Consider the following 12,883-nt stretch of genomic DNA (forward strand, 5'->3'; position numbering starts at 1 on the left):
GTGCGTTTGAATAGGCAGCTTTTAAGATTGAGTTAGATAGACGGCTTCTGGATTTGAGAATGCGCTTCACGGACGCCGCGCGTCTTGAGCCGCTCTACTCCACCGAGAACTCGCGCATCATGCCCGCGTCCTCATGTTCGAGGTTGTGGCAGTGATACATGAAGCGGCCTTTGAAATCGCCGAACGGCTTGATGATTCGCAGGCGCTCGCCGGGCGTGACGAGCACGGTGTCTTTTAGGCCGCTGTCGATGAAGCCGTCGCGGATCGAGGCGTAGGCGTCCTCGTCGCCCTCGAAGCTGCGCTCGATAATCTCGAAGGGCTGGCCGTGTAGATGGATGGGATGCGCCATCGACATCATTCCCATCATGCCCATGCCGCCCATCATGCCCATGCCCATGCCGCCCATTCGGCCGCGCATCATGCCGCCGCCCATCATGCCGCGACCTCGCATTCCGCCCATGCCCATCCCGCCCATGCCGCCGCGCTCATGGAAAATTTCGATGAGCTGCGTCGTGTCGACGGGAATGCGTTCGCGCGGCTGGATGTCGTCGTGGCCGTAGGGCCGGCCGTTCAGGAACATCGCCATATGGTCCATGGTGATGGCGATCGGAATCGGATCGCCGGGATTGGCGGTCTGTTCCTTGCGGATACGCCGTATCGTCGAGAGCTTTTCCGGCAGCTTCCACGTGTCGTTTGAAGCTTTCGTCACGCTCGCCGCAAACAGGGGGAATTCTTCCCCCATCGCGAGATCGCTGCCCATCATGCGCTGCGCCATCGGCGGAATCAGACCGTAGAATTCTCCGCTCAGCATCGTCAGCTTCGAGCCTTGCGGGCGGCCGCTGAAATCGACGATGAGATCGACGCGTTCGGCGGGCGCGAGCATCACATAGGGCCGCGTCTCCGCCTTCTCCAACAGACCGCCGTCGACGCCGATCACGGTCAGCGGAGTCCGGTCGTCCCAGCACAGTTTGTAGATGCGCGCATTCGAGCCGTTGAGGATCCGCAGACGATAAGCGCGGCTCGCGACGTCGAGCGTCAAATTGCGTCGTCCATTGACGAGCACGCGGTCGCCATAAAAACCGAACATGCTCGTATGCATGTCGTCGCCATAGGCGAGCTGATTGTCGCCGTCGAAGGAGCGATCCTGAATGACGAGCGGAATTTCGAATTCGCCGGAGGGCAGTCCGAGCGCGCGCTCTTCCTCGTCCTCAATGATGATGGCGCCCGCCAGGCCGCGATAGACCTGCGTCGCTGTCTTCTCGTGCGTATGCGGATGATAGAAATACATGCCGGCGCGATTGCGGATCTCGAATTCGTAGACGTAAGTTTCGCCCGGATCGATCGCCGCCGTCGGATGGCCGTCCATCAGCATCGGCACATGCAGGCCGTGCCAATGCGTGATGGTTTCCTCCGGCAATTCGTTGCGAAGCCGAATGCGAATCTTTTGTCCCTTGGTGAACCGCAGCAAGGGGCCGAGGTAAGCGTCGGGCAGCGCCGTCAGCGCATTGGGCGGACCTTTGATCAGATTGCCGACGTAGCGCCACACGCGCGTCGGCTTGCCCGTCAAAATCGGCGTCTTGTCGCGCTTGCAGATTAATTCGAGTTCAACGTCCGGCGTGAAGGCGTCGGACGCCCGGTTCGGCGCGATCCGGCGCATCGCATGGCCCTGGCCGAAGGCCGGGGCGCCGATCGTCGCCGCTGCGCCCGCGCCGATGAGAAGTCCCCGGCGCGTCAAAAGCCTAAAGCTTTTCATGCATCCCCCTGAGCGGCGTTCGAGCGCCACTTAAATTAGATATTGCTTATATATGTGGTCTCAGGGCGTTGATAACTGCGGCAAAACGCGTCATGTTTTTACGGGGGGCGCGTTTTTGCCCAAAGGCGGCTATAACTTTAAAGTGTCGCCCCCCGATCACCGACCAAGATCGATTATGCAAGCAGCGGCGGCGCTGGAGCGCGGCTTTCCATCGCAATGAACGACAGCAGCCAACAACGCGCCTTTAGCGCGACCTTGGCCGTGGACGCCATTCGGCGGCGCCGCGCGCTCGTCGTGCGCCCGCGCTTCCTCATGTTTCTCCTGCTGTGCCTGCTGGCGCATCTTTGCGTCCTCGCGTTCCTGCTCTTGGAGGACTGGCGCTCGGCCCGCGAAGCGCCGCGTATCGTCGAGGAAACTCCCGTCGAGGTGATCACCGAACCGCCCGCGCCGAAGCAGGAAGAGCCTCCTGCGCCCGAGCCAGAAAAGCCGCCGGAGCAGCAAAAACAGCAGCAGAAGCCGCCGCCTCCGCCGCCGCTGGAAGACGAAAAGCCGGCTTTCGACGCCCCCGAGGCCGAGAGCAAGACCAAGTCCGACGTTAACGCGCCGGAGGAGAAGGACCTGAAGACGCCGAAGAACGCGGAGGAGAAGGACGCGCCCAAGGACGACAAGCCTCAGGGCATGAAGGACGGCGAGGACGAAGACGGCAAGGCGAAGGCGCCGGAAGAGACCAAGGACACGCCGATCGAGGACAAGAGCGACGCCGAGATCATCGAGAAGGCCGCGCCCGACAAGCAGCCGCAGGAAAAGCCCGACCCGAACGAAAAGGGGCCGGTCAAGAAGGGCGAGGCCAACTCGATCGCCGATCAGCTCGCGGCGCTCGCGCCGATACCCGATTATAAGCTTGCCGCGCCGCGCAAATTCTCGCCGGTCGGCGGCGGCCACGCGAAGACGACCTATCTGACGATCCTCTATGGCCTCATCATGCCGCACATGCGCATTCCGCCGCGCGTGCGCGGGAGCGGCGCGATCGGCAGGGGCGCGGTTGTCTTCTACATCGACGAGTTGGGCAATCTCACTCATCAGGCTGTCCACCAGCCGAGCGGCGCGCCCGATCTCGATGCCGCCGCTCTCGCCGCCGTGCGCCGCGCTGCGCCGTTCCCCGCGCCGCCGCGCGGCCTGCCGCACTCGATGATCTTCAGCTACGCGACGAAATGATTGTTGTCGTGGTGGCGGCGTTCTCGCGCTTTACTCGCGGTGCCTCTTGAAAAATAGCCAGTAGGTTGGGAAGAGCCCGAAACCTAAGATCAGGCTTCCCGCACAAAGCGTCCGTTCCGACAGGAAAAGTAGTTTTCGTACGAAACTTAAATCGCCATCGACTGGCAGTAGAGCTATCAAATAGGTAAGTCCGTAACATATGAGGCTGCATCCAATAAGATAAAAGCAGAAGTCACCAAATTTAGGATCAGGGAATCCCTTCGCACGTGGTCGCGCGAACCATACAGGCGGGATTGGCGCTCCAAAATAAATAAATCCCGTGACCACGAAGAATGTATATTCCATGAGCATCCACTCGAAGGAGCAGATTTCAGCGCTCTTTATGAAACCGTGATAAATCGCCCTTTCGAAAAACGGTAGTTCAGCCATATGGAGTATAGGCTTCCGACAAAAATCGGTGTCGGAGGCTAACCGTGGCGCCAGAAACATCCAGACCACCGCGACGAGCATGAAGCCCTGGAACACTTTTTCCTCAAGGGGGCTTTCCAGTTCAGTCGCGCCGTCTCGTTCCTCCTCGTTTCTTTTTTCTTCTGCGTTTGATTTTTCCGTTCCTTCCATCATCGAGTCTGCCCGCGTTTCTTGCAGTCGTTATGGATAGGCAAATCAGACGAGCGCAATCGCCGAGACGAGCCGCCCATAGTCGGGCTCGCGGCGATGGACGCTGCGGCGGTAGCTGAAACAGCGGGCTTCATCCGCATAAGTGTCAACGCCGAGGTCTTCGAAAGAGGCGACATCCAGCGCCTCGACGCGTGAGGCGATGAAGCCCGGCAGATCGAAGGTGGCATGGCCTTCGCGCGCCGTCGGCGTAAAAAAGCGCGAAAAGGACTCGTCGGCTTCGCGAAACTGATCGGTGAATTCCGGCCCGACTTCATAGCTCGTCGCGCCGATCGCCGGGCCAAGCGCGACATGGATGTTGGCGCGGCGCGCGCCATGCGCCTCCATCTCTCTGACGGTCGCTTCGATGACGCCGCCGAGCGCGCCCTTCCAGCCGGCGTGACAGGCGCCGATGACGGCCGCCTTCGCGTCGGCGAAAAGCAACATGCCGCAGTCGGCGCCGGTGACGCCGAGCGCGAGCGAGACTTCCGTCGTCACCACGCCGTCGCATCGCGGCCGCGCGTCAGCGCTCCACGGTTCGCGCACGGCGCGCGCCTCCGCGGAATGGATCTGGAACGGCACCAGCAGGCGCTCGGACGCCACTCCGAGACGCGCCGCCATGCGGGCGCGATTCTCCTCGACATGCGGTGGCGCGTCGCGCGATCCGACGCCGCCATTGAGCGATGCGTAGACGCCTTCGGACACGCCGCCGTCGCGGGTGAAAAAGGCGTGGCGCAGGCCGGGCAGGCTGAGATTTCGCGCGGTCAGCGCAGGCGGTTCGAACGTCATCGCGTCAGATGTTACACGAAAAATCCGGGCAGGTCGGGCATGTCGGGATGGGTTACCGCCATCACTTTGAACAGTCCGCCCATCTGATGGCGCGCGTCGTCGACGCCGGTGAGACGTTCGAAGGCGTCGATGATCGACTGCGCCTGTTCCGGCGTCGCCTTTTTCGACAAGGTCTCGGCGCGGCGTTCGATGCCAAGCTGCAGCAGAAATTGCGCTTGCGTCACCGGGCCCATCACCTTGGCGCCGCGCGCGCGTGCGGCGCGCGCCAAAGCGGCGAAATCGACGTGCGCCGTCAGATCCGCTTCGCCCGGCGCCGCCAGCGGATCGACATAGGCGTGGCGCGACACCGCCTGCAGACTTTCGCCAAGCGATGTCTGTTCATAGCCGTAGTCAATGAGCAGCAGCGCGCCGCCTTGGGCGACGAGCCGCGTGGCGATGTCGCCGATAAGCTTTTGGCTCACGGCGCTGACTTCGATGATTGAGCCTTCGCGCGCCGGAACATTGAGCGTCGGCTCGATCTGATCGGACAGTCCGAAGGCGAGTTCGCCTTGAGCGTCGAGCCCGACAAGTTGTTCGCGCCAGCCGCCGGCGGTCTTGACGAAGTGCCTGACGGGCAGGGCGTCGAAAAATTCATTGGCGAGGATGAAGGCTGGACCAGGCGGCGTCTCGGCAAAATCCAAATGCCACTGCGCCGGCTTCGCGGCCCTGGCCAGCGTCTGGCGCTGCGCCTCGCGCAGAACCGGACTGGTTTCGACGAGATGCACGCTGACGGCGGAAAAGAAGTTGGGTGCGATCGGCGTCACACGCAGCACGTCCGACATCAGCGTGCCGCGGCCGGGTCCGAGTTCGACAAGCCTTGCCTCAGTCGGCGCGCCCGCGGCGCGCCAGGCCTCGGTGACCCAGACGCCGAGCAATTCGCCAAACATCTGGCTGATCTCCGGCGCGGTGACGAAGTCTCCGCTCGCGCCGAACGGGTCGCGCGTCATGTAATAGCCGTAGCGCGGATGCGTCAGGCAGAGCGACATGAATCGCTCGAGCGTCATCGGTCCGTCATGAGCGATCGTCTCGACGATCTCTCTTTTCAAGGCGCTCATGCCGTCGCGCTCCTCGGGCGCAGCGCGAACATGATCGCCGCCGCGCCAATTAAAACAAGCGGCGCAGAAAGGACCATGCCCATGGTCAATCCATTGGGCAGCGCTTCCTGAACCGGATCCGGTTCGCGAAAAAACTCGCAGAAAATGCGCGCCAGCCCGTAGCCGACGCCAAAAAAGCCGGTGGCGAGACCCGGGTGTTTGAGCGCGCCGTGGCGCGCGGCGAGCCATAACAGCAGGCCGAGCGCGACGCCTTCGAGCCCCGCCTCATAAAGCTGGCTGGGATGGCGCGGGACGTCGCCCGCGCCGGGAAAGACCATCGCCCAGGGAACGTCGGTTTCGCGCCCCCACATCTCCGGCTTGATGAAATTGGCGAGGCGGCCGAAGAAAAGTCCGATCGGCGCGACCGTGGCGCAAATGTCGCTCACGGTGAGCAGCGGCACGCCGCTGCGACGGGCATAGAGGGCCATGCCGATGATCGCCCCGATGAGGCCGCCATGAAAGGCCATGCCGCCCTTCCAGGTCTGAAAAATTTCCAGCGGGTGCGCGAAATAGAATGCCGGATCATAGACCAGCACATGCCCGAGTCGTCCGCCGATGACGACGCCGAAGGCGACGAAGACGAGAAGATCATCGAGCGACTCTCGGCTCGGTCGCGGTTGGCCGCGCCGCCAGAGCGCGTCGTTTGCGGCGAGCGCGCGCAAGCCGAGCCAGCCGAAGATGAAGCCGCCGATATAAGCGAGCGCATACCACCGCAACGGCACGGGCCCGATGTTGACGGCGACGGGATCGATCACTGGAAAGGGAAGCACGAAAATCGGCATTAACCAGGTCCGGGCGCGGGCGCGCGTTTCAAACCTACACGCCCAGCCTGTCTTTTACCTGTCGGCCCTGCGGATGTCATGTCCAGTCTGAAGCGTTTCAAAACGCGCGCGAGACGCAGATCACGCCGCCAATTTCCGAGTCATGAAGCGTCCGTAGAAAGTTTCGCCCTTCGCCGCCATGTCGCGCAGCAGTTGCGGCGGCTCGAAACGCTTGCCGTATGTTGCGGCGAGCTTGTCGCAGAGCGCGACGAAGGCCTTCGCGCCCATGCCGTCGATGTAGGAGATGACGCCGCCGGTGAAGGGCGCGAAGCCGAAGCCGAGAATTGAGCCGACGTCGGCCTCGCGCGGATCGGTGACGACGCCCTCCGCCATGGCGCGCGCCGCCTCGACCGCTTGCGTCACGAGAAAGCGCTGCTTCATTTCGGCGACGTCGAGCGTATCGGGGTCGATCTCATTCTGCGCCAGGGCCGAGAGACCGGGCCAGAGGCTTTTCGTTCCATTGGTCTGATAGTCGTAGAAGCCCTTGCCGTTCTTGCGGCCGAACCGGCCGTTTTCCTCGACCATGAAGCGCAGCACGCGCTCCTGCGCGGGATCGACGGAGCCTTCGCCGAGGTCTTTCTTCGTCGCCTGCAGGATTTTCCACCCGAGATCGAGCGCGACTTCGTCGTTGAGCGACAATGGCCCAACCGGCATGCCGGCCATGCGGGCGACATTCTCGATCATCGCCGGCGGCACGCCGTCGACCAGCATGATCTGCCCTTCACGAACATAATTGAGCACGCAGCGATTGGCGAAAAAGCCGCGCGAGTCGTTGACGACGATCGGCGTCTTCTTGATGATGCGGACGAAGTCGAGCGCCGTGGCCAGCGCGCGATCGCTCGTTTTCTCGCCCATGATCACTTCGACGAGCAGCATCTTCTCGACGGGCGAGAAGAAATGGATGCCGATGAAGTTCTCGGGCTTCTGCGTGGTTTCCGCGAGCGATGTGATCGGCAGCGTCGACGTGTTCGAGGCGAAGATCACGTCGGCGCCCACAACCTCCTGCGCGCGCTTGGTGACGTCCGCCTTGACCGCGCGGTCCTCGAATACGGCTTCGAGCACGAGATCGCACCCTTTGAGCGCCGCATAATCGGCGGTGGCGACGACGCGCGCCATCAGCGAATCCTTGTCGGCCGCGGTGGCGCGGCCCTTGCTGACAGAACTCGAGATGAGCTTGTCGATCGTCGCCACGCCCTTGTCGGCGCTCTCCTGATCGCGATCGATGAGAACGACGTCGAGGCCGTTCAGCGCGCTGATATAGCCGACGCCCGCGCCCATGAAGCCCGCGCCGATAATGCCGATCTTTTTGAGATTGGTGGGGCCGACGTCCTTGGGCCGATGCGCGCCCTTGTCCAATTCATTCTTCGAGAGAAACAGCGAGCGGATCATCGCCGCCGCTTCCTTCGAGCGCAGGATATGCGCGAACCAGCGCGATTCGACGGTCAGCGCCTGGTCCATCGGCAATTGCAGCCCTTCATAGACGGCGTGCAGTATGGCCTTGGCGGCGGGATAATTGTCGTAGGTCTCGCGACGATAGATCGCATTGGCGGCGGGCCAGATCATCATGCCGGTCGGCGAGAACACCCTGCCGGACGGAGTCTTGAACTCCTTCGCGTTCCATGGCGCCTGCGCCTTGCCGCCGTTGACGATGAAGGCGCGGGCGCGATTGATGATCTCCGCTTTCGGCGCGATCTCGTGCACGAGCTTGGCGCCGAGCGCGGCTCTGGGCTTGATCTGATCGCCCCTGAACAGGAATTGCAGCGCATCGCCGGTCTGCATGATGCGCGACACGCGCTGCGTGCCGCCGGCGCCCGGAAAGAGCCCGACCTTGATTTCCGGCAGCCCGACTTTGGTTTTCTCGTCATCGGCCATCACGCGATAATGGCAGGCGAGCGCAAGTTCGAAGGCGCCGCCAAGGCAGACGCCGTGAATGGCGACGGCGAAAGGTTTGCCGCAGGTTTCCAGCTTGCGGTAGAGCAGCGAAAGGCGGCGCGAGAAGTCGAAGAACTGCTTGTTCGCCGCGTCTTCGCCCTGCTCCTTGAGCGCCTTGGCGTATTGCGCGGCGCCATGCTGCAGCATGGAAAGATCGGCGCCGCCGGAAAAGGCGCTCTTGCCCGACGCGATGACGCATCCCTTGACGTTCGGATCAGCGACCACCGTGTCGATGATCGTCTCCAGCTCGTCCATCACTTCCGGCGTGATGACGTTCATCGAGCGCTCGGGCATGTCCCAGGTCGCAAGCGCGACGCCGTCGGGATCGGTCTCGAAGCGGAAATTTGTGAGATTCATTTCACGATTCCTTGCTCAATTCGTCTTCGTCGTCGTCGAACCCAAGATCTAACTCTCGCGGCATCTCATGTATCCTCTCGAGATCGATGTCAGAGCCACGAAGCGGCGAATTCATTAGGAATTCCGCAAGGGTTTGTTCTTCGCCGGATGATTGACGACGGATGGGGTCGACCTGCTCGCGATCAAACTTTAGCTCGGTTTTATTTGCGCCGCTTTTGCTCATTTGCTCTGCTCAAAGCTTCCTTTAGCGCTTCGTCGACGAAGGTTGACGCACGATTTCGTTCCATAGTTCTTCGTTAGTAACGTCATCATCGAAATTTTCGATTGTTTTGACAGCGGGGCCAGAGGGACTCCACAAATCATGAAGAGTGAATTTCTCCCAACCCTCGGCGGTGATGCGGATGATTGTTTGGCCATACTCGATGAAAAGCGCTGCGAAAGCCGGGGTACGTGACCAATAATCACTGAGCAAGGGAAAAAGAATGTCGAGCGCCGCTTCTTGATGTACGTTTGGTAATGGCGTGTTTGAATATACGGATAACCATGTCTCTTGACAGTCATGAGTATTGTAGCGGGGCAGCTTGATAAGCTTCTCGTCAACTCTTTCTTGGATATACGAAGCCCATTCATGTTCTACGCTGTTGCCGCCCCAACCTTCCGATCTCAATCGCTTCTCACTCAGCGATTTTCGTATCTCCGCAGCCGAAAGTTTCGGCGTCCCTGGTCTAAAAAGACCCAAATCGATTATCGCGTCGGGAAACTCTCTCGCAGCGAGTGCGCGACACTCCGCGTAGTTTTGGGAGGTCGCTTCCGTTACCTCGATGCCTATCTTGGCATCGCCCAGATAGGCAAAGAAATCCGGTTTGTCGGCGTGGCTTACTGTTAGCGGATAGGTGAGTTTTCCAGTATGCGCTAAAGAAGAAAGCAGTCGGCAGATTGTCCAGATTTCAGTGTGCTTAGTGGTGCGTCCTTCGGAGAGTCCCGGAACAGAGATATCGATCTTCTGTAACTCATAATAGAGTTCGGCCTCATTTTTTGCGCCTGCAATGAGAGTTGTCACGGTGAATCCGCTCCTTGCCCGCAATCACACCCGCTCCACGATCGTCGCCGTGCCCATGCCGGCGCCGATGCAGAGCGTCACGAGCGCGGTGGATTTTCCCGTGCGCTCCAATTCGTCGATCGCGATTCCCATCAGCATGGCGCCCGTCGCGCCGAGCGGGTGACCCATGGCGATCGCGCCGCCATTGACGTTGACCTTGGCGGGATCGAGTTCGAAGGCTTCGAGGTAGCGCAGCACGACGGCGGCGAAGGCTTCGTTCACTTCGAACAGATCAATGTCGCCGATGCTCATGCCGGCGCGACGCAGCACTTTTTTCGTCACGTCGACAGGGCCGGTCAGCATCAGCGCCGGGTCTGAGCCGATATTGGCGTAGGCGCGAATCTTCACGCGAGGTTTCAGTCCGAGTCTCTCGCCCGCCTCTTTCGAGCCGACGAGCACCGCCGCGGCGCCATCAACGATGCCTGACGAATTGCCGGCATGGTGCACGTAATTCAATTTCTCGACTTCGGGATGCGCCTGAATCGCCACCGCGTCGAAGCCGCCTTGCTCCGCATAAAAGGCGAAGGAGGGCTTCAACGCGGCGAGCGACTGCATGTCGGTTCCCGGCCGCATATGTTCGTCGCGGTCGAGCAGGGTGATGCCGTTGACGTCCTTCACCGGCACGATCGAATGTTTGAAACGACCTTCTTCCCACGCCCTCGCCGCGCGCTTTTGCGATTCGACGGCGTAGGCGTCGACGTCGTCGCGCGAGAAACCGTATTTGGTGGCGATGAGATCCGCCGACACGCCCTGCGGCATGAAATAGGAGGGAATGGCGATCGTCGGATCGACGGGCCAGGCGCCGCCCGACGCGCCGATGCCGACTCGGCTCATGCTCTCGACGCCGCCGCCGATCGCCAGATCATGCTGGCCGGACATGATCTCGCCGGCGGCGAAATTCACCGAGTCCAATCCGGACGCGCAGAAGCGGTTGATCTGCACGCCGGGCACTTTGTAGGAGTAGCCCGATGCAATCGCCGCGGCGCGGGCGATGTCGCCGCCGGCTTCCCCAACCGGATCGACGCAGCCGAGGATGACGTCGTCGATTTCGGGACCTTCGAGCTTGTTGCGTTTCCTGACCGCCTCTAGCGCCGTGACGGCGAGGCCGAGCGAGGAGACCTCATGCAAGGAGCCGTCCGGCTTGCCGCGGCCTCGCGGCGTGCGAACGGCGTCATAGATAAAAGCGTCGGCCATATCGTCTCCTGTAGCGGCAGTCGGCGGTCGGGCTTCGGCAGTAGGAGGTAACAACTGCCGACTGCCGAAATCCGACTGACCTCAAAACATCTCCTCGGCGAGCGACATCATCGTGTCGGCGCCGGTTGAAATGCGCGTCAGGCGCAGGCGCGTTTCGGGCAGCATGCGCTCCATGTAGAAGCGCGCGGTCAACAGCTTCGCATCCATCAGTTCGGCCCGTTCAGGCTCTTGCGCCTTGATCGCCATCGCCGCCTGCGCGATCTTCACCCACATCACGCCGAGCGCGACGCGGCCGAAGAGATGCATATAGTCGTAAGAAGCGGCGCCGGCGTTGTCGGGCTTCGCCATGGCGTTCTGCATCAGCCACATCGTCGCCTTTTGCAGATCGTCGAGCGCCGCCTTCACCGGGACGGCGAAGGATTTCATCGCTTCGTCCGATTCGAGCGGCGCCAACAGCTCCGTGGTGTCCTTGAAATAGGCCATGATCGCTCGGCCGCCGTCGCGCGGCAGCTTGCGGCCGACGAGGTCGAGCGCCTGGATGCCATTGGCGCCCTCGTAGATCATGCTGATGCGCGCATCGCGAACGAACTGCTCCATGCCCCATTCGCGAATATAGCCGTGTCCGCCGAACACCTGCTGGGCCTTGACGGTGTTTTCGAACCCCAGGTCGGTGAGCACGCCCTTGAGCACGGGCGTGAGCAGGCCGAGCCGGTCTTCCGCCGCCTGGCGCGAGGCGGCGTCGTCGGAACGATGCGCGATATCGCTGTCGAGCGCCGCCGACAGCGCAAAGCCGCGCGCCGCTTCATTGAAGGCCTTCATCTCGAGCAGCATCCGCCGCACGTCCGGATGGACGATGATCGGGTCGGCCGGCTTTCCGGGGTCTTTCGGACCGGAGAGCGCGCGGCCTTGCAGACGTTCCTTGGCGTATTGCGCGGCGTTTTGATAGGCGACCTCGGAGAGCGCGAGGCCTTGCATGGCCACGCCGAGCCGCGCCTCGTTCATCATCACGAACATGGCGTTCAGTCCGCGATTGGCTTCGCCGACGAGAAAGCCTTGCGCGCCGTCGTAATTCATCACGCAGGTGGCGTTGCCGTGGATGCCCATCTTTTCTTCGATGGAGCCGCAGCTGACGCCGTTGCGCGGTCCAAGCGCGCCATCGCCGTCAACCAGGAACTTCGGCACGACGAAGAGCGAGATTCCTTTCACGCCAGCGGGCGCGCCCTCGATACGCGCGAGCACGAGATGCACGATGTTTTCGGTCAGATCGTGCTCGCCGGCGGAGATGAAGATCTTTTGCCCGGTGATCGAATAGGAGCCGTCGCCGCGCGGCATCGCCTTGGTCGTCAACAGTCCAAGATCGGTGCCGCATTGCGGCTCGGTCAGATTCATCGTGCCCGACCAGCGGCCTTCGGCCATTTTCGGCACATAAAGCTTCTTCTGCTCGTCGTCGCCATGGCGCAGCAGAGCGGCGAGCGCGCCTTGCGTCAGACCCGGATACATGGCGAAGGACATGTTCGCCGAGGAGGCGAACTCGTTCATCGCCATCGACAGCGTATAGGGCAGGCCCTGTCCGCCATATTCCTCGGGCACCGCGAGGCTGATCCAGCCGCCTTGAGCGAAAGCGTCATGGGCCTCCTTGAAGCCCGGCGGGGTTGAGACGGAGGCGTCGTCGTGGCGCTTGCAGCCCTTTTCGTCGCCAATCTGGTTGAGCGGCGCGAGCGCCTCCTCGCAGATCTTTCCTGCCTCCAGGAGAATTTGCGACATGACGTCCGGCGTCACGTCCGCGAAGCCTGGCAGATTGCCGAAACGCTGAAAATTCAAGACATCATTTAGCAGGAAGAGGGTGTCGTCTACAGGCGCTTTGTAGCTCGGCATCAATGCCTCCTTGCAAGCCGGCGCTTGGGGCCGAGCCGTCGCGCCGCGATTCTCTCGGGCT

Annotated in this window: 11 protein-coding genes; 1 reads left to right on the forward strand and 10 read right to left on the reverse strand. The window is 61.8% G+C overall.

Annotated features, from left to right (window positions below):
- Positions 1–94: 94 nt before the first annotated feature.
- Entirely contained in the window at positions 95–1,753 is a 1,659-nt protein-coding gene (locus tag HUN39_RS00240) for a multicopper oxidase family protein (RefSeq protein WP_175092523.1), read from the reverse strand.
- A gap of 216 nt (positions 1,754–1,969) precedes the next feature.
- Here HUN39_RS00240 and HUN39_RS00245 point away from each other — a divergent pair, with 216 nt between their 5' ends.
- A complete protein-coding gene (locus tag HUN39_RS00245; RefSeq protein WP_175092524.1) occupies positions 1,970–2,968 on the forward strand; it encodes a TonB family protein in 999 nt (332 codons plus the stop codon).
- A 30-nt stretch (positions 2,969–2,998) separates the two neighbouring features.
- On the opposite strand, the gene HUN39_RS00250 is transcribed toward HUN39_RS00245, so the two are convergent.
- From HUN39_RS00250 to HUN39_RS00290, 9 genes are all read right to left on the reverse strand, one after another.
- Positions 2,999–3,589: a hypothetical protein gene (locus tag HUN39_RS00250; protein WP_175092525.1), complete on the reverse strand. Its 591-nt coding sequence runs from the start codon at positions 3,587–3,589 to the stop codon at positions 2,999–3,001.
- A gap of 42 nt (positions 3,590–3,631) precedes the next feature.
- Entirely contained in the window at positions 3,632–4,411 is a 780-nt protein-coding gene (locus HUN39_RS00255; protein ID WP_175092526.1) for a polyphenol oxidase family protein, read from the reverse strand.
- An 11-nt stretch (positions 4,412–4,422) separates the two neighbouring features.
- A complete protein-coding gene (locus tag HUN39_RS00260; RefSeq protein ID WP_175092527.1) occupies positions 4,423–5,505 on the reverse strand; it encodes a class I SAM-dependent methyltransferase in 1,083 nt (360 codons plus the stop codon).
- On the reverse strand, positions 5,502–6,326 hold the full coding sequence (gene lgt / locus HUN39_RS00265; RefSeq protein ID WP_175092528.1) for a prolipoprotein diacylglyceryl transferase: 825 nt from the start codon (positions 6,324–6,326) through the stop codon (positions 5,502–5,504). The genes HUN39_RS00260 and lgt overlap by 4 nt, the downstream gene beginning before the upstream one ends.
- A gap of 120 nt (positions 6,327–6,446) precedes the next feature.
- A complete protein-coding gene (locus tag HUN39_RS00270; protein WP_175092529.1) occupies positions 6,447–8,654 on the reverse strand; it encodes a 3-hydroxyacyl-CoA dehydrogenase NAD-binding domain-containing protein in 2,208 nt (735 codons plus the stop codon).
- A gap of 1 nt (position 8,655) precedes the next feature.
- On the reverse strand, positions 8,656–8,877 hold the full coding sequence (locus tag HUN39_RS00275; protein WP_175092530.1) for a hypothetical protein: 222 nt from the start codon (positions 8,875–8,877) through the stop codon (positions 8,656–8,658).
- A gap of 21 nt (positions 8,878–8,898) precedes the next feature.
- Positions 8,899–9,714: a hypothetical protein gene (locus HUN39_RS00280; protein WP_175092531.1), complete on the reverse strand. Its 816-nt coding sequence runs from the start codon at positions 9,712–9,714 to the stop codon at positions 8,899–8,901.
- 24 nt (positions 9,715–9,738) lie between these two features.
- Positions 9,739–10,947 (reverse strand): acetyl-CoA C-acetyltransferase, encoded by a 1,209-nt coding sequence (locus HUN39_RS00285; protein WP_175092532.1) that lies wholly within the window; start codon positions 10,945–10,947, stop codon positions 9,739–9,741.
- Between the two features lie 81 nt (positions 10,948–11,028).
- Positions 11,029–12,822 (reverse strand): acyl-CoA dehydrogenase C-terminal domain-containing protein, encoded by a 1,794-nt coding sequence (locus tag HUN39_RS00290; RefSeq protein WP_175092533.1) that lies wholly within the window; start codon positions 12,820–12,822, stop codon positions 11,029–11,031.
- Between the last annotated feature and the right edge of the window lie 61 nt (positions 12,823–12,883).

The sequence above is a fragment of the Methylocystis silviterrae genome, from assembly GCF_013350005.1.
Lineage (GTDB): Bacteria > Pseudomonadota > Alphaproteobacteria > Rhizobiales > Beijerinckiaceae > Methylocystis > Methylocystis silviterrae.